11 protein-coding genes are annotated in these 17,618 nt (G+C 63.9%); 7 read left to right on the top strand and 4 right to left on the bottom strand.

What is annotated here, in order from left to right; translation table 11 throughout:
* Positions 1-20: 20 nt before the first annotated feature.
* Both XH81_RS16450 and XH81_RS16445 read right to left on the bottom strand, forming a co-directional pair.
* Positions 21-1,547 (bottom strand): permease, encoded by a 1,527-nt coding sequence (locus tag XH81_RS16450; protein WP_097669132.1) that lies wholly within the window; start codon positions 1,545-1,547, stop codon positions 21-23.
* Positions 1,544-2,293 carry an ABC transporter ATP-binding protein gene (locus tag XH81_RS16445; RefSeq protein ID WP_028140674.1) on the bottom strand — a complete coding sequence of 250 codons (750 nt, stop codon included), beginning with the start codon at positions 2,291-2,293 and terminating at the stop codon, positions 1,544-1,546. Before XH81_RS16445 ends, XH81_RS16450 begins: the two co-directional genes overlap by 4 nt.
* A 262-nt stretch (positions 2,294-2,555) precedes the next feature.
* On the opposite strand from XH81_RS16445, the gene XH81_RS16440 reads away from it, so the two are divergent.
* The 6 genes from XH81_RS16440 (at position 2,556) to XH81_RS16415 (ending at position 9,371) form a co-directional block, all read left to right on the top strand.
* Positions 2,556-3,431, top strand: coding sequence for a branched-chain amino acid ABC transporter permease (locus tag XH81_RS16440; protein ID WP_018321344.1), 876 nt, complete (start codon positions 2,556-2,558; stop codon positions 3,429-3,431).
* A 4-nt stretch (positions 3,432-3,435) separates the two neighbouring features.
* Positions 3,436-4,587 (top strand): branched-chain amino acid ABC transporter permease, encoded by a 1,152-nt coding sequence (locus XH81_RS16435; RefSeq protein WP_028140673.1) that lies wholly within the window; start codon positions 3,436-3,438, stop codon positions 4,585-4,587.
* Positions 4,584-5,342, top strand: coding sequence for an ABC transporter ATP-binding protein (locus tag XH81_RS16430; RefSeq protein ID WP_018321346.1), 759 nt, complete (start codon positions 4,584-4,586; stop codon positions 5,340-5,342). Before XH81_RS16435 ends, XH81_RS16430 begins: the two co-directional genes overlap by 4 nt.
* A 3-nt stretch (positions 5,343-5,345) precedes the next feature.
* A complete protein-coding gene (locus XH81_RS16425; protein WP_028140672.1) occupies positions 5,346-6,134 on the top strand; it encodes an ABC transporter ATP-binding protein in 789 nt (262 codons plus the stop codon).
* Positions 6,135-6,225: 91 nt separating this feature from the next.
* Complete coding sequence (locus XH81_RS16420; protein WP_028140671.1) at positions 6,226-8,064, top strand: AMP-dependent synthetase/ligase; 1,839 nt, start codon at positions 6,226-6,228, stop codon at positions 8,062-8,064.
* A 107-nt stretch (positions 8,065-8,171) separates the two neighbouring features.
* Positions 8,172-9,371, top strand: a complete 1,200-nt coding sequence (locus XH81_RS16415; protein WP_028140670.1) for an ABC transporter substrate-binding protein — start codon at positions 8,172-8,174, stop codon at positions 9,369-9,371.
* A 180-nt stretch (positions 9,372-9,551) separates the two neighbouring features.
* On the opposite strand, the gene XH81_RS16410 is transcribed toward XH81_RS16415, so the two are convergent.
* Both XH81_RS16410 and XH81_RS16405 read right to left on the bottom strand, forming a co-directional pair.
* On the bottom strand, positions 9,552-10,664 hold the full coding sequence (locus tag XH81_RS16410) for a lysozyme inhibitor LprI family protein (RefSeq protein WP_028140669.1): 1,113 nt from the start codon (positions 10,662-10,664) through the stop codon (positions 9,552-9,554).
* Between the two features lie 156 nt (positions 10,665-10,820).
* The gene (locus tag XH81_RS16405) at positions 10,821-11,552 is read right to left on the bottom strand and encodes a transglutaminase-like cysteine peptidase (RefSeq protein ID WP_028140668.1); all 732 of its coding nucleotides are present in this window, start codon (positions 11,550-11,552) and stop codon (positions 10,821-10,823) included.
* A gap of 620 nt (positions 11,553-12,172) precedes the next feature.
* Between XH81_RS16405 and XH81_RS16400 the strand changes: the two genes are divergently transcribed.
* A complete protein-coding gene (locus XH81_RS16400) occupies positions 12,173-17,557 on the top strand; it encodes a VCBS domain-containing protein (RefSeq protein WP_080670089.1) in 5,385 nt (1,794 codons plus the stop codon).
* Positions 17,558-17,618 lie beyond the last annotated feature (61 nt).

The raw sequence follows: 17,618 nt of genomic DNA, 5'->3' as shown, positions 1-17,618 counted from the left end.
TCCGGCTATCAGTCCCGCCTTCAGTCCCGCCTTGGGCTGAACTTCCAGGTGATCGCAACCAGGCTCGCGGTGATCAGGCCGCTGATGAGGCCGGCGATGGGGAGTGCAAGCAGCAGTGCCGCGGTTGCGGCCCAGCCGATCGAGGAAAACGCTTCGGCGAAGGTCGCAAGCCGCGACGAGGTCTGGCGGCGCCGGAATTGGCTGCGCCGGGCCTGCACCCGAAACCAGAGCTGGATCGCGGTCGCGGAGGCCGCGCTGAGGATGATCGCGCCGGCACTCACTGCAGCCTGGATCGGTGCGGCGAAGGCCAGCGCGCCGATCAGCGGGCAGAAGATCACGGCGATCGCGATCAGCACCACCTCGATCTTGGCGCGGACGACGGCGGATGGCGTCAGCGGCGCAGTCGCGACCAGGTCGGGGGCGTCCTCGCCGGAGATCGTCAGCCAGGCCAGCCCGCCGGCAAGCTGTCCGGCCGCCATCACGATCACAGGCGTGATCAGCGTCAGCGCCGCGGAGCTGTCGGCAAAACTGCGCCAGAGCAGCAGCGCCGGCGGCACCAGATAGAGCAGCTGCATCAGGGTCTGCGAGATCAGCCAGGGATCGCGCCAGAGCAGCGAGAATTCCTTGCGCCGCAGCGCCTGCTGCCGCGACCCGCCGCGGAACGGACGCTCCTTCGCGCGCTCGCGGCCGGAGCTGCCGTAAGCCGCGGCATCGATCGCCGTGTCGGCAAAGCGGTGCGAGAAGATCGCCATGACGCTTCCGAGCAGCACCAAAGCGAGCGCCAGGAGCGGCAGCAGCGCTTCGCTGTCGCCCATCGCCGCCCGTGCCGGCCACCACCAGATGCTGTCGACATCGGGGGCATGGGCGGCCACGCTGCCTGAGGTCAGGATGGTGAAGCGCGAAAGCGTGCCGTAGGACACGATCGCGGCGACCTGGAGCGCGATCACGAAGCCGGCGCCGATGATCGCGGCGAGGATCTGGGCAATCAGGCGCGTCCGCGCTGGGCCGATCAGGCGAAACAACAGGATGGTGACGGCGATCGCGACCGCCGCGGCCGACAGGCCCATGGCGATGACCACCCCGAATGCGCTGAGCCAGCGCGCGCCGCCGCCGATCACGAGCACATCGATGAACGGCGTCGAGAACAGCAGCGCGATCGCGGTGACGGTCAGCGCGATCGCGGCGATGCGGACCGAGAACAGATTGGCGAGCGTCGCCGGCGAGGACATGATCAGGTCGAGATCGGCGCGGGCGTAGAACACCCGCGTCACCGATTCGATCGCCTGCGACAACATCAAGGTCCAGGCGAGAAAGATCGTCGCCGAGATCACGATCAGCGAGGATTGGTCGAGCGGCAGCTGCAGATCGGCGAAACGGCCGATCACCGCCCAGGCCGGCAGATGCAGCAGCGCGGCGAAGCAGAGTAGGCCGATGATTGCGGCGCGCGCCCGCTTGCGTCGTCCGCCGGTCATCATGGCGAACCATTCGCGCCAGGCGAGCCGGAGCTCGTGGCGTGCGAACCAGGAGAGCGCGGTTGCCGAGCTCATGCGGCTTCCGGAAGCGTCACCAGCGCGATGAAAAGATCCTCCAGGCTGGTATCGGCATGGCCGTTCTGCTGGCGCAGCTCGGTCAGCGTGCCTTCGGCCACCAGGCGACCCGAGGCGATCACGCCGATGCGGTCGGCCATGCGCTCGGCGACTTCGAGAATATGCGTGGTCATGATGACGGTGCAGCCGGCGCGGACACGCTCGCTGAGCAGGCCCTTCACGTGGCGTGCGGAGACGGCATCGAGCCCCGTCAGCGGCTCGTCGAGAATGATGAGGCTGGGATCATGCACCAGTGCGCCGGCGAGCGCGACCTTCTGGCGCATGCCCTTGGAAAAGCCTTCGCAGCGCTCGTGCCGGTGCGGCTCCAGGCCGAGCGAGGCGAGCAGGTCCTGCGCGACCGGCTCCGAGACCGATGGCGCGATGCCCCAGAGGCCGGCGACGAATTCGAGATATTCGAGCGGGGTCAGCTTGTCGTAGATCATGGGCTCGTCGGAGACCCACGCCATCACCTGCTTGGCGGCGACGGGATTTTCGAGCGCATCGATGCCGAAGATCGAGACCGCGCCGGCATCGGGACGCAGCAGGCCCGCAACCATGCGCAAGGTGGTGGTCTTGCCGGCGCCGTTGGGGCCGACCAGCGCATAGAATTCGCCGGCGTGGATGGTGAGATCGAGGCTGTCGACCGCCAGACGGTCAAAACGCTTCGTTAACCCCAGGACTTCCAGCGCCGACTTGTCCCGCTTCATGACGGCCACACTATCCGGTTTTGCATCGCTCGCGACCATGATCCCAAGATATTTCGGCACCGTGAATCTACGGCCCACAAATTCCGCCATCCGGTTTCGACTAATGGCAAGTCACCGTTTGTTGACAGTAAGGAGCGGTTCAGGCTGAATTGGTTCCGGACAAATGGCGCTAACGCAGCGAAACGACTGCGTAGCGACTGGACACAAGATGCGGCAAGGCGGTCGGGAAGAACCGCCGGTTGCATCGGGAGGACGCGCGTCAATGCTGGATTTCGTTCAGCAGCTGGTCAGCGGTGTTGCGCTCGGCTGCGTCTACGGCCTGATCGCGCTCGGGTTCGTGCTCGTCTACAAGGCCACCGAGGTCGTCAATTTCGCCCAGGGCGATCTGATGATGCTCGGCGGCTTCTTCGCCTTCACCTTCATCGGCATGATGGGCCTGAACTACTGGATCGGCTTTGCCGGTGCGGTGGCCGCGATGGCGCTGTTCGGCATGCTGGCAGAGCGCGTGGTGGTGCGGCCGATCCTCGGCTATCCGCAATTCTCCATCATCATGGCCACCATCGGCCTTGGCTATTTCCTGCGCTCGGTCGCCGGCATGATCTGGGGCACCGATGATCTGAAGATCGAGACCCCGTTCAGCCAGGGCGTGCTCCGCATCGGCTCGCTGGTGCTCGCTTACGACAAGCTGTCGGTGATCGCGGCGACGATGATCCTGTGCACGCTGCTCTATCTCTTCTTCAACAAGACCACGCTCGGCACCGCGATGCGCGCCAGTTCCGAGAACATGCTCGCGGCCTACTACATGGGCATCCCGGTCAAGCGCGTGGTGTCGATCGTCTGGGCGATCAGCGCGGCGGTCGCGACCTGCGCCGGCGTGCTGCTCGCGCCGATCACCTTCATCCATTCCAATGTCGGCCTCGTGCTTGGCCTGAAGGCATTTCCCGCCGCGGTCCTCGGCGGCTTCGGCTCGATCCCGGGCGCCGTGGTCGGCGGCGTCCTGATCGGCGTGATCGAGAGCATGGCCGGCTTCTACCTGCCCGAAGGCTGGAAGGATGTCGCGCCGTACCTCGTGCTGCTCGCCGTGCTGCTGTTGAAGCCCGAAGGCCTGTTCGGCCACCACGTCCGCAAGAAGGTCTGAACGCATGCGCTTCCTGTTCAAGACCGACTATGAGGACGACATCAAGCTGTTCCCGCATTCGGGCTATCTGGTCTCCTACGGCATCCTGCTCGCGCTGCTGTTGATCGCGCCCTATGTGCTCTCCAGCTATCTGATGAGCCAGCTCGTCTTCGTCTGCATCTATGCGATCGTCGGCGTCGCGCTGCTGATCCTCACCGGCTTTACCGGCCAGGCCTCGCTCGGCCACGCCGCATTCCTCGCCATCGGGGCCTACACGGCGGCATACTTGCAGAAGTACAACGTGCCGTTCCCGATCTACTTCCTCGCCGCCGGAGGTTTGACCGGCATCATCGGCGCGATGGTCGGCTTTCCCGCCCTGCGCCTGACCGGCATCTACCTCGTCATCGCTACCATCTCCTTTGCCCTGATCGTCGAGGAGATCCTGGCGCGCTGGGAAAGCGTCACCCACGGCAACGAGGGCATGCGGGTGAAGACGCTGTCGCTGCTCGGCGTCACCGTCCCGCGCGATAGCCCCACCTTCTATTTCCTCTGCCTCTCAGTGCTGGTGCTGACCATCGTCGGCACGCTCAATCTGCTGCGCTCGCCGACGGGACGTGCCTTCGTCGCGATCCGCGACAGCGAGACGGCGGCGCGCAGCATGGGCGTCAATGTCGCGCTCTACAAGGTGAAGTCATTTGCGATCTCGGCGGCGATCACCGGCTTTGCCGGCGTGCTGTTCGCCCACAAGCTCTCCTTCATCTCGCCGGAGATGTTCACGCTCCAGCTCTCGATCGAGTTCATCATCGTGATCCTGATCGGCGGCACCTTCAGCCTGCACGGCGCGGTGCTGGGGGCGATCTTCATCGTGATGATCGATCCGTTCCTGACCTATCTCAAGGACGACATGCCCGGCATGATCGCCGGGATCGCGGCGACGTTCGGCGCCGGCCCGGCCACCGCCGGCAACATTCAGTCGAAGGTCGCGGCCTTCGCCTCGCTCAACGGCCTCAAAGGCGCGATCTACGGCATCATCATCGTGCTGTTCGTGCTGTTCGAGCCGCTGGGTCTCTATGGCCGCTGGCTGAAGATAAAACTCTTCTTCCAGCTGTTCCCGCTCTACAAGCGCGCCACCTTCAAGCGGCAGAAGATCTACGTGAAGTCGGAGCGGAACCGATGAGCTATTTCCGCGCCGAGAATCTGTCGCTGCATTTCGGAGGGCTGAAAGCGGTCGACGCGGTCTCGTTCGCGGTCGAGAAGGGCGAGATCCTCTCGATTATCGGTCCCAACGGCGCCGGCAAGAGCTCGATCTTCAACCTGATCTCGCGGATCTACCGGCCGACCTCGGGCCGCATCTTCTTCGAGGATCAGGATATCACCGAAGAGCCGCCTTACGACATCGCCAAGCTCGGCATCGCCCGCACCTTCCAGAACATCGAGCTGTTCGAGAACGCGACCGTGCTCTCCAACCTCCTGGTCGGCCGTCACCGGCACTCGACCACGCAGCTCTGGCAGGAGCTCTTGTTCCTGCCGAGCGTGCGGGCCAACGAGAAGGTGCATCGCCGCAGGGTCGAGCAGGTCATCGAGTTCCTCGATCTCGAACCCTATCGCGATAAGCTGATCTCCGGCCTGCCCTATGGCGTGCGCAAGGTGATCGAGCTGGCGCGCGCGCTGTGCTCGGAGCCGAAGCTGATCCTGCTCGATGAGCCGTCGTCCGGCCTCAATGTCGAGGAGACCGACGACATGTCGTTCTGGATCCGCGACATGAAGAGCGAGCTCGGCGTCACCGTGCTGATGGTCGAGCACGACATGTCGCTGGTCAACCGCGTCTCCGATCGCGTCATCGCGCTGAATTATGGAAGGGTGCTGGCGATGGGCTCGCCCGCCGAAGTGCAGCAGCACCCCGACGTCGTCGCCGCGTATCTGGGAGCTTGACGCATGGACGCCGCTGTCACGCCCGAGATCATCCTGAAACTCTCCAACATCGAGAGCTATTACGGGCCGATCATGGCGATCCGCGGCATCTCGCTGGAGGTGCCGCGCGGCCGCATCGTCACACTGCTGGGGGCCAATGGCGCCGGCAAGACCACGGTGCTGAAGACCATCTCGGGCATTCTCGATCCGCAGAAGGGCTCGATCGAATTCCTGGGCAGGCCGATCCAGCGCATGGAGGCCGACCGGATCGTGCGGCTGGGCCTCAGCCACGTGCCGGAGGGACGCGAAGTGTTCCCGTTCCTGTCGGTGCGCGAGAACCTGATGATGGGGGCCTATCCGCGCAAGGACCGTGATGGCGTCGCGGAGGATCTCGACCGCGTCTATGGTTACTTTCCGCGGCTGAAGGAGCGCATCAACCAGCCGGCCGGCCAGCTCTCCGGCGGCGAGCAGCAGATGCTCGCGATCGGACGCGCCCTGATGAACCGGCCGACGCTGCTGCTGCTCGACGAACCCTCGCTCGGCCTGTCGCCGCTGCTGGTGAAGGAGATCTTCACCATCATCCGCCGCGTCAACGAGGAGCAGGGCATGTCGATCCTGCTGGTCGAGCAGAACGCCAAGGTGGCGCTGGAGACGGCGCATTACGGCTACGTGCTGGAGATCGGCCGTATCGTCATGAACGACACCTGCGACCGCTTGATGCATTCCCAGGACATCCAGGAGTTCTACCTTGGCGCCAAGGAAGCGGGCGCGCGAGGCGAGCGCCGCTGGAAAAAGAAGAAGACGTGGCGGTGAGGAAGAGCTGGCAGTAAGATGAGCTCGCCATCCGCAATAGAGACCGCCGGCAAGGCAGGCAGCGGAGGCAGGCGACAAGGAGGAGACGTGCATGGCCCGACCGGCGGTGCTGACGGTCGCTGATACGATCGCGAAGAGCTTCTTGCGCGCTGCGGAGACGCGGGGCGATCGGCCGGCCATCCGCGAGAAGAAATTCGGCATCTGGCAGCCGACAAGCTGGCGCGAATGGCTGGCGATATCGAAAGAGATCGCCTACGCGCTTCATGCGACCGGCTTCATGCCCGGCGATGTCGCCTCCATCATCGCCAACGCCGTGCCGGAATGGGTCCATGCCGACATGGGCATCCTGTGCGCCGGCGGCGTCGCTTCGGGCATCTACCCGACCGATGCGTCGTCCCAGGTCGAATATCTGGTCAACGATTCCCGGACGAAAGTGATCTTCGCCGAGGACGAGGAGCAGCTCGACAAGATCCTCGCCTGCCGCGCGCGCTGCGCGAGCCTGCAGAGGATCATCGTGTTCGACATGGAGGGCCTCAGCGGCTTCTCCGACGACATGGTGATGTCGCTCGACGAGTTTCGCGCGCTCGGCCGCAATCACATGGTCGGCCGCGAGGCGCTGTGGCAGGAGATGATCGACAGCCGCAGCGCCGGCGATCTCGCGATCCTGGTCTATACGTCCGGCACCACCGGTCCCCCCAAGGGCGCGATGCACGCCAACCGCAGCGTCACGCACCAGATGCGTCACGCCAACGACTTCATCCCGACGCAGGAGGACGAGGATCGCCTGATCTTCCTGCCGCTGTGCCACGTCGCCGAGCGCATCGGCGGCTACTACATCTCGGTCGCACTCGGCTCGGTGATGAATTTCGCCGAGAGCCCGGAAACCGTGCCGGACAATCTGCGCGAGGTGCAGCCGACCGTCTTCCTCGCGGTCCCCCGCATCTGGGAAAAATTCTACTCCGCCATCACCATCGCGCTGAAGGATGCGACCCCGCTCCAGCAATGGGTCTATCGCCGCGCCATCGGCATCGGCTACCGCATGGTCGACTACCGGATCGAGGGCAAGGCGCCGCCGCTGTCGTTGCGCCTCGCAAGCCGGATCGCCTACCGGCTCGCATTCCGCAACATCCGCCGCATGATCGGGCTCGATCGCTGCCGCGTCGCCTTCACCGGCGCAGCGCCGATCGCGCCGGAGCTGATCCGCTGGTATCTCGCGCTCGGCATCGACATGCACGAGCTCTACGGCCAGACCGAGAATTGCGGCGTCGCCACCATGATGCCGGCGGAGCGGATCAAGCTCGGTTCGGTCGGCACCGCCGTGCCCTGGGGCGAGGTCGCGCTGTCGCCCGAGGGCGAGATCCTGATCAAGGGCGACTTCCTGTTCATGGGTTACCTCAACCAGCCGGAGAAGACCGCGGAGACCATCGATCAGCGCGGCTGGCTGCACACCGGCGACGTCGGCACCATTGACAATGAAGGCTTCGTCCGGATCACCGACCGCATGAAGGACATCATCATCACCTCCGGCGGCAAGAACGTCACGCCGTCCGAGATCGAGAACCAGCTCAAATTCTCGCCCTACATCTCCGATGCCGTCGTGATCGGCGACAAGCGGCCGTATCTGACCTGCCTCGTGATGATCGACCAGGAGAACGTCGAGAAGTTCGCCCAGGACCACGACATTCCCTTCACCAATTATGCGAGCCTGTGCCGGGCGACGGAGATCCAGGATCTGATCGGGCGCGAGATCGAGCAGGTCAACGGCAATTTTGCCCGCGTCGAGACCATCAAGAAGTTCTACCTGATCGAGCGCCAGCTCACCCCGGAGGACGAGGAGCTGACGCCGACCATGAAGCTGAAGCGCGGCTTCGTGAACAAGCGCTACGCCGCCGAGATCGAGGCGATGTATCGCGAGCGCGCGGTTGCTTGAGCATGATCCGGAGGATCATGCTCAAGAGAGATGGATTTGAGAAAACGGCGAAGGCTTGAGAGGCCCGATCCTTCGCTCAACACGGGCCACTGAAGGAGGAGACTGCAATGTCGAAATCGCTGAAGGCGCTGGGCCTCGCGGTGAGCGCCCTTGCGCTGACCTGTCTGCCGGCCACCGCTCAAACCAAGGTCACCAATGAGGGCATCTCGGCATCCGAGATCGTCATCGGCACGCATCAGGACCTGTCGGGGCCGATCAAGGGCTGGGGCGTGCCGGTCTCCAACGGCATGAAGATGGCGGTCGAGGAGATCAACGGGGCGGGCGGTGTCCAGGGTCGCAAGATCAAGCTTGTCGTCGAGGATAGCGGCTACGATCCGAAGAAAGCCGTGCTGGCTTCGCAAAAGCTGATCGAGCGCGACAAGATTTTCGCGATGGTGGGACCAATGGGATCGCCGACCGTGCTCGCTGCGCAGGATATCCTGCTCGACGCCGGCGTGCTTCAGCTCTTCCCGCTGACGGCGGCCGAGTTCACCTTCAAGTTCGATGCGGCCAAGCCGCAGGAGCGGCTGAAGTTCAACAACCTCCTGCCCTATGTCGAGAGCACGCGCGCAGCGCTCAAATACATGATTGAGGCAAAGAATTTCAAGAAGCCGTGCATCATGCATCAGGATGACGAGTACGGAAAAAATGTGCTCGATGGTTTTAACCAGCAGCTCGCCGCCATGAAGGTGCAGCCGGCCTCGATCACGAGCTACAAGCGCGGCGCCTCCGACTTCTCGGCGCAGGTCGCCAAGATGAAGTCCGACGGCTGCGACCTCGTCGTGCTCGGCGCGGTCCTTCGTGAGCCTATCGGCACCATGACCGAGGCCAGGAAGCTCGGCTGGGAGGTCACCTTCCTCGGTGCCACGCCCGTCAACGTGCTCGAAGTGCCGGCGCTCGGCAAGGAAGTGGTGGAAGGCTTGTATGCCGCTTCGAACTTCGAAATTCCCTACGAGGACACCGCGAAGGGAAAGGTGAAGGACTGGCTCGTCAATTACAAGAAGATGTTCAACGCCGACGCCAACACTCAGGCGATCATCGGCTACAATGCGGTGATGACGTTTGCGCATTATGCCAACAAGGCTGGCAAGGATCTCACTGGCCAGAAGATGCTCGACGCGCTGGAGTCCGGCGACAAGTTCCAGGATATCTTCAATTCGCCGCCGACCGTGTTCTCGAAGACCAACCATCTCGCCACCACGGTCACCCAGGTGCAGCAGGTGAAGAACGGCCGTTGGGTCCTGGTGAAGGACAATCTGATGTTTTGATGCGGACTCTCTCGCGGCGAGTTCAGTGCACCCTCTCCCCTTGTGGGAGAAGGTGGCTCGCCGCGTCGAGCCGGGTGAGGGGTCTCTATCCTCACGAATAGTCTAGCGAGTGGAAAGAACCCCTCATCCGTCGCGCTCGCGCGCGCCACCTTCTCCCACAAGGGGAGCAGGAAGAAGTGCCTACGATCCCCCGCTCGCCGTCCCCGAATTCACCGGCGCCAGTTCGTCCTCCCTGCAGCGCCAGCCGTCGGCGGCTTTGACGAACGCAAAAGTGCGCTGGATCCTCAGGCGACGCGTCACGTTGAAGGCTTCCGCCGAACGCTCCTTGTTGGCGGCGCTGGGCTGCGGAAGACCCGTCCTGGCGTCCCAGCAGGTGCCGGTGCAGCTGGATGCGACCTTGCTGCACATGGTGAAGGGCGCCAGCACCGCCATCTCGATTTCGCCGGTGACCTGCGCCTCCTGCTCGGTCACTTGGCTGTCGAGCGCGTAGACGCGGTTGATGCGGAGGAAGCTGCCGCACGAATTGGCCGCATGGATCCGCGCCGCGCAGAAGTCGACCGCGTCGGTGTCGGGGATGCGGGCCGCGACTTGCCGGCCGAACACCTTCTTGGGATCGCCCTTCGCCGCGCGGATGTCGTCGGCTTTGTGCTTCAAATGATCGGCGAGGCAATCCTCTGCGGATTCGAGCTCCTGGAGCGGCACGTTCTCCTTGCCGACCAGATTGCATTTGCGATCGCGCTCTCGTGTCCACCTGCCATATTCGGCGAAGGCAAAGCGCGCTGCGGTCGGGTCCAGCTTGCCGATCAGGCCGAGCACCTGGCCATTGAGCTCCGTTTCGGCAAGGGCCAGCGACGGGTCCGCACAAATCACCGCGCCCGCCGCGGTGTTGGCTGCGAGGCAGTCGAAATCCGGATCGCGCAGGATCGCGGCGCGCTCCTCGGTCACCTTGAGCAGGCACGCCTTCACCCGCTCGAAATCGTCAGTGCGGATCGCGGTCTGGCCGACGATGCCGCAGCCGAGATTGCGCTGGCGGATCCAGATCGCATTCTCCTCGATCGCGGGAAGGCGATCGGGCAGGCGGGCGAGCCGCGCCTCGATCGCGGTGTTCAGCTTCTCGGCGGCGGCGGCAAGCGTGGCATCACCGCAGAACAATTGATTGCCGGGGTCGCGAATCTGCTGGCAGTTGTTCCTGGCGAACAGCGGCAGCCGATCGGCGATGGAGCGGTCGGACTGCGCTGACGCGGGTAAGGCGAGCGCCAGCAGCGCAATCACAGTCAGCACGATGAACCGCATTCCCGTCGCCCCCGCAAAGCCGTGGCCATGCTAGCCGCCCGGATCGCGTGGTGGAATGAGTTTTTGGTGAACGGAGGTTCGTAGCCTGGATGGAGAGAAGCGTAATCCGGGACTCGTACGACAAGCGACAGCGGCCCCGGATTGCGCTGCGCTCCATCAGCGCGCCTCGGCGGCGACCATCGAAACCTGCATCGGTTCGTCGACATATTTCATCACGGCCGACTGATGGAGCGCGAACAGCGGCTGGTAGCTCCGCGCAGCGTCGTCCTCGACCATCGCCATGCGGCGGTTGTCGAGCATCAGCCAGCGGCCGTCGAGGCGCGCGGCGACAACCGCGTGCTCTTCGCCGGCCCTGACGTCGCGCACCACGAGGATGCGGAGGTCCTCAGGCGCCACGCCCGCCAACCGCAGCGCGGCCAGCTTGGCGATGGCATAGTCCTCGCAGTCGCCGGCGCCGCGCGCGAAGGTCGCTAGCGGCGAGCCCCAGACGTCGTCGATGCCGTCATTGGCGGCCCGGATGGCAAGGTTGATGGCGCGGTTGGTCTCGCCGAGCCGCGCGCGGCCGTCGCGGGCTCGGGCCTGGTCGACGATGGCGAGCAGCTTCAGGGCCGCCGGCGAAGCGCAATTGTCCCGGTCACCGTCGCATAACGCGAGCTGCACCATGTCGCCGTCGAGCTTGTCTTTCAGCGCGAGCCATTTCTGTTGCAGGCTGCCGGCGGAGATGGCGAAGGCGAACACGCCGAACGGCTCGGCGGATTTGCGCACGAGCAGGCCTGCGCCCGGCGACAGCAGCGTGCCGGCGCGAAGCTCGGCGGCTGATCCGAGCAGGACCAATCCGCACAGGACAAGGATTGCGCGCCAGGCGCGCGAGCGAGCAGCGGTCTCCATCTGACATCCCCTTCCCGAGCTTCGTCAGATCCCCCTCGACCTGAACGTGCCGGGCTTTGTTGCTTTCGCGGAGATAGTGCGAGACGGGCCGTTTTGTTCTGCTTAACGCGCCCGGCTGGGGTTCCAAAACCGGGGAACAGCCTGAAATGGACCTGCCCAAATTGCGTAAAACTTTACGATTCGCCGGCTAGGAGTGTCCGGCTGCCGCGAAATGGAGCCAATTGCAGACACAGGTTGTGGGGGTGCCGAATCTGGGTCCTATGGCTAACGCCCCCCTATTTCATGGGGTTCTGTTAGTTAGGTCACAGATTTAACTCCGTATTTGCCGCAGGATGCCGCGGAACCTCGCGAAGGAAAGATGACGCAAGTATCTGTTTCGTTACTATGCGTCAGATTACTTTGGATGACTGGAAATGCGTGGAAACAGGCCGAACTCGCCTTCCGAATATTTGAGAGATTACTTTCGCTTCTCTGTAGCGGCGCCAAGCCGTGGGGCCTCTTGGGGCCAAGTGATGCGAAATCACACAAGCAATAGATGGTATCGCTAAGGACTTGCTAATGCTATGCAAGCTTAGGCGGTCGATACTTACTTAAATTTTAACCCTTTTTACGGTGCCCGGTTGAACTACGCTGGCCAATTTGACGCCGCGATTTCCTTGGACGGCCAGGGTTCCCGTTCGCCCGCGGGCAGTCATGTCGATTCCTTTACGGCGAAGGCGCATGGTCACGTGCCTGAGGGCGCGTTCGTTGTTCCCGACCCCAACCTGATCTTCAACGGCGAATTCAAGCGCACGGGTCTCGATCTCGTGTTGTCCCACGAGGGTCACGAATTCGTCGTTCACGATTATTTCCGGGGCGAAAAGCGTGCCGCGCTGGCCTCACCCGACGGCGCCCATCTCACCGGCGAAATCGTCAACGCGCTCACGGGCCATGTCCAGGTCGCTCAAGCCGCCCCCGGCGGCGCTGCTGCGGCCCAGGTCATCGGCCACGTCACCAAGCTCGTGGGCAGCGCGACCGCGATCCGCAACGGCGTCTCGGTCATCCTGAACAACGGCGACAACGTCGAGAAGGGTGACGTGGTCTCGACCGGCGCGGATTCCACGCTCGGCATCACCTTCATCGACGGTACCGTGTTCGGCCTGTCCTCGAATGCGCGGATGGTGCTGAACGAGATGGTCTACGACCCCAACGGGTCGAGCAATTCCTCACTGCTCAGCCTGGTCGCCGGCACCATCACCTTCGTCGCCGGCGAGACCGCCAAGCACGGCGACATGAAGATCGACACGCCGGTCGCCACCATGGGCATCCGCGGCACCGCCGTGCTGACCCAGATCAACTTCGTCGTTCCCGCCGGTGGCGGCGATCCGCAGCCGCAGGCGAGCTTCCAGGTGCTGGTCGAGCCGAACGGCACGACGGGCTCCTACATCCTGTTTGACAAGGTCACGCTGCTGCCGATCGCGACGGTCAACCAGGCCGGCCAGATGATCCAGATCAGCGGCGGCAACGTCTCGATCTCCAATGCGCTGATGTCGCCGGACGTTCAGAAGCTGATCACGGACGTGTTCACGCTGAAGTTCACCGACAACAACACCAACACCAAGCTGACCACGAACTTCACCGACACGCTCACGCCGATGAGCCTGGACGTCGTGTTCAAGTCGGGGGGCGGCGCCGTCGCGACCGCGACATTCGTCAATCTCAATTCGCAGGGATCGGAGGCGCCCGGCACGTCTACGCCGCCCATCGTGCGTATCCCCGGCCAGCCGATTGTGCAAAGCTTCGACGCCGGCGGCAATGTGAAGACGGCGTTCGCGCTGACCGAGCGTGCTGACGCGACCGGCGACACGCATTCCGATACGATTTCCGGCCTGATCAGATTCGTCGATCAAAACCTCGGCGACCGGCCGACGGTGAGCATCAGCCTCGCCGAAGCGCCGAACTACGTCTACAAGGACGCCGGCCAGCACGACGTCACCGGCTCGCTCTCGGCGCTCCAGAAGCAGGACATCGCGGCGACGCAGATCCAGATCAACGTCGCCCCCGACGCTGCCAACGAAAACAACGGCTCGGCGGTCTGGACTTACACGATCCCGGACAAAGTCTTCGACTTCCTCGCCGCCGGCGAAACGCTGGCGCTGACCTACATGGTCCGCGTCGACACCAATTTCTCAGTCAGCCCAGAGTCGAAGCTCATCCCGATCACCATTACGGTCACGGGCACGAACGACAAGCCCACCGTCGCGACGTCGGGTGGAACCGTCATCGAGAAGGTCGGGACCGGCAACGAGACTCTGGATACCATCACAGGCACCGTCACCTTCACCGACGTCGACCTGACAGACCGGCCGATCGTGAATGCCGCGCTCTCGTCCACGCAGCCGTTCAAATATCTCGATGCCGAAGGCAACGATATCACGTCGACGCTGACGCCGCAGCAACTCGCGGCGATTGCCGCCGTCGAGGTGCCGCTGACCGTGGTACAGGGCGCGGGGAACGGCAACAACGGCTCGGCCACCTGGACCTACAGCGTTCCCGACCATCTTTTCGATTTCCTCGCCAAAGGCGAGAAACTGACCCTCAACTATGTGGTGCAGGTCGACGACGGACACGGCGGCGTCGTCAGCACCCCGATCACGGTGTCGATCAACGGTGCGGACGTCAATGTCGAGGGCACCAACGACGTGCCGACGATCGTCGAAGATCTGACCACGCCGACCGGTGCGGTGACCGAGGATACGGCGGCCACGCTCGCCGCCAACGGCACCATCACATTCAACGATCCTGATCTCACGGACACGCACACCGCGAGCTTTTCGCTGAAGTCGACGATTTCGACCACGCATCTGCCGGGCTTCAGCGACGGCACCTCGCATATCGGCACGTTCGCGCTTGCCCCGGTGGTTGAAAGCCCGGGCGCCAGCTCCCGCGGGTCAGTGGGCTGGACCTTCACGCTCGACGACAACGACCCGGTGCTCCAGTCGCTGGCCGAAGGGCAGACCATCACGCAGGTCTATACTGTCAGGATCGACGACCATCACGGTGGGACGGTCACCCGGGACGTCACGGTCGTCATCACGGGCAAGAACGACGCGCCGACAGTCACCAGCGGTGCCGCGGCGGCGACAGGTCATGTCGTCGAGGACGCGGACCTGACGCTGTCGATCGGCGGTACGCTGGCCATCCAGGATCTCGACCTGATCGACACCCATGCGGCGCAGGCGGTGTTCAAGTCGTCGTCCATCAGCTCGGCTCTGCCGGGCTTCGATGCCGACAGCACGCACATCGGTACGTTCACGATCGATCAGTCGGTGCTCGAGTACAACTCCGACACGAGCAATGGCGCGACGCTGGGTTGGCACTTCAGCCTCGACAACAGCAATGCAATGCTGCAGTCGCTGGCGCAGGGCCAGACCATCACGCAGGTCTATACCGTTACGTTCGACGATCATCATGGCGGTACCGTCAGCGAGGACGTCACCGTCACGATCACGGGCGTCAATGATGCACCGACGATCACGAACGATGCCGCCGCAGCGACGGGCGCGGTGACCGAGGATGAGTGCGCCTCGCTCACGGCCGACGGCACGCTGGCGATCCAGGATTTGGACCTGACCGACACCCACACGGCGGCGTGGTCGTTCAAATCTTCGTCGGTCAGCTCGAACCTGCCGGGCTTCGGGACCGGCTCGCATATCGGCACCTTCACGATCGATGCGGTGTCCGAATCCAGCACTGACGGTAACAACGGTGCGACGTTGGGCTGGCACTTCACGCTCGACAACAACGATCCCGTGCTGCAGTCGCTCGCGGAAGGGCAGACCATCACCCAGGTCTACACCGTGACGTTCGACGACCAGCACGGCGGCAAGATCAGCCAGGACGTCACCGTCACGATCACCGGCACCAACGATGCGCCGACCGTCTCCTACGCCACGTCGGACGACATGGGCTTCGACGGCCACACCATCGCGGTCGGCGCCGCGCCGACGGTCGCCACTGATGACGTGACGCTGGACGGCCGGGTGAACTGGAACGGCGGCGCCGAGGCTGGTCACGGCCAGATCCTGTTCTACAACGGCAACACCTCGACGACGGGCTTTGGCCTGCTCGGCACGGTCAATGCCAACGGCACGATGGAGCTGCAGATCCTCGCGGGCGGCGTCCAGATCGCCGATACCGGCGTGGCAATCGCCGCGTCACAGTGGCACAACATCGCGCTGACCCGCGAGAACGGCACCTTCTCGCTCTATCTCGACGGCCATCTCGAATATTCGCAGGCATGGTCGGTCAACCCGATCGACGGCAGCCCGTCCAATCCGTCGCACTCTTACATGATGATCGGCGGCGCGAGCGAGCCGGGTGCGGCGGGCTTTGGCTCGGAAGGCTTCTTCGGCTCAATCGCCGACGTAAGCGTCTGGACCGACGCGCTGACGCAGGTTCAGATCCAGTCGATCGATTTCACCGCGCTCACCGGCCACGAGACCGATCTGGCCGCGTACTATCAGCTCGGCGGCGGCAGCGGCAACACGGTCGCCAATTCGGTCAACCCCGCCCAAAGCCTCGACATCGACCTTGCCGACCTCAAGGAAACCAATGAGGGGCTGGACACTCACGGCGTGCTGACGGTTTCCGACGTCGATGCGACCGATCACGTCACGGTGTCGGTCAGCCACGTGCAGGCCTATCTCGACGGCGTGCTGCAAACGGACAGCGTCGGCGGGCTGTCGAATGCCGACCTCCTGGCGGATCTCACTGTCCCCTCGGGCTACATCCTCGACGGTACCGCGACTCATACGCAGTTCACCTGGAACTTCAATTCGCACGGACAGGCGTTCGATTTCCTCGGCGCCGGCCAAACGCTGTCGCTGCAATACACGATCGTTCCGGCCGATGGTGTCGGCGCGGGCACCGGTGCAGTCGTCACCGTCAACATCGCCGGCAGCAACGACGCGCCGACGCTCGCAGATCTCCACATCGGTCCGCTCTCGGACACGGCTGCTGCCGACACTTTCTGCGATCTGACCGGGACGTTGGCGGGCAACGATGTCGACACCGGCGAGACGGCGACGCTGACCTATGCCGTCATCAATGCGGATCACCACGCGGCCACGACAGCTGGCGGACTCTACGGGACGCTGACGGTCAATCCCGATGGCAGCTACAGCTACGTTCCGAACGCCGCCGCGATCAACGCGCTGACCGACGGCTCCTACGCGGATATCTTCACGGTCCAGACCACGGATGTGCACGGTGCAACCGGCACGGCCACGCTCACGATCGACGTGACGGGCGCGAACGAGGCCGGCGGCCCGGTCATCGGCACCGGGAGCTTCCAGGTCGAGCACATCATCGAGAACAGCAACGACATCATCACTGATCTCGTCGTCGTCGATACCGATGCAGGCGTAGCTGCGGATACGTTCACCGTCACGCTGTCGACTGCGCATCCGGACGTCAGCAGCGTCTATTTCGCTCCGATGACGGGTTCACTCGACGCAATCAACGCGGGCCTCGCGAGCGGCGGTACTGGCGTCGTCTACGATCCGACAGGCGCCAGCGCCGATGACTACCCGCAGCCGCCCGTGACCGACCGGGTCACCCTGACCGTCGCCGATTCGGCCGGCCACTCCGACACGGTCAACTTCATCTTCGTCGCGGGAGCGAGCAGCCAGGATATCATTCTGGCAGGCGCCGACGGCAAGGACGTCATCTTCGCGACCGAGTCGAACGATACGCTGATCGGCGGCGGCGCCAAGGACCAGTTCGTGTTCGCGCCGACGTCGTCGCAGACCGCGGTTCAGCACACCGTGAATGACTTCGAGACCGGCCTCGACAAGATCGACCTGCGGCAGTTCACCAGCATCACGTCTTGGACGCAGGTTTCGCAGCACGCGGCGCAGCAGGGCGTCGATACCTTGCTGACGCTCGACAGCAACGACAAGATTCTCCTGAAGAACACAGTCGTCGGCAATCTCCACGCCAGCGACTTCATCGTTCATTCCTGACGCTTGGGCGCGTCGATCGTCGGCATCTGCGATCGGCGCTGCCATTGATCGTCAATGCATG

It is taken from the genome of Bradyrhizobium sp. CCBAU 25360, from assembly GCF_028128695.1.
Taxonomy (GTDB): Bacteria; Pseudomonadota; Alphaproteobacteria; order Rhizobiales; family Xanthobacteraceae; genus Bradyrhizobium; species Bradyrhizobium ottawaense.
Note: the sequence above shows the minus strand (reverse complement) of the source record. Positions and strands in the feature narration are given on the sequence as shown.

What these genes read in the sequence shown, in the direction of transcription:
- XH81_RS16410 (WP_028140669.1), bottom strand. Translation starts at nt 10,664, where the DNA reads ATGCGGTTCATCGTGCTGACTGTGATTGCGCTGCTGGCGCTCGCCTTA.
- XH81_RS16415 (WP_028140670.1), top strand. Translation starts at nt 8,172, where the DNA reads ATGTCGAAATCGCTGAAGGCGCTGGGCCTCGCGGTGAGCGCCCTTGCG.
- XH81_RS16440 (WP_018321344.1), top strand. Translation starts at nt 2,556, where the DNA reads ATGCTGGATTTCGTTCAGCAGCTGGTCAGCGGTGTTGCGCTCGGCTGC.
- XH81_RS16425 (WP_028140672.1), top strand. Translation starts at nt 5,346, where the DNA reads ATGGACGCCGCTGTCACGCCCGAGATCATCCTGAAACTCTCCAACATC.
- XH81_RS16450 (WP_097669132.1), bottom strand. Translation starts at nt 1,547, where the DNA reads ATGAGCTCGGCAACCGCGCTCTCCTGGTTCGCACGCCACGAGCTCCGG.
- XH81_RS16420 (WP_028140671.1), top strand. Translation starts at nt 6,226, where the DNA reads ATGGCCCGACCGGCGGTGCTGACGGTCGCTGATACGATCGCGAAGAGC.
- XH81_RS16405 (WP_028140668.1), bottom strand. Translation starts at nt 11,552, where the DNA reads ATGGAGACCGCTGCTCGCTCGCGCGCCTGGCGCGCAATCCTTGTCCTG.
- XH81_RS16435 (WP_028140673.1), top strand. Translation starts at nt 3,436, where the DNA reads ATGCGCTTCCTGTTCAAGACCGACTATGAGGACGACATCAAGCTGTTC.
- XH81_RS16430 (WP_018321346.1), top strand. Translation starts at nt 4,584, where the DNA reads ATGAGCTATTTCCGCGCCGAGAATCTGTCGCTGCATTTCGGAGGGCTG.
- XH81_RS16445 (WP_028140674.1), bottom strand. Translation starts at nt 2,293, where the DNA reads ATGAAGCGGGACAAGTCGGCGCTGGAAGTCCTGGGGTTAACGAAGCGT.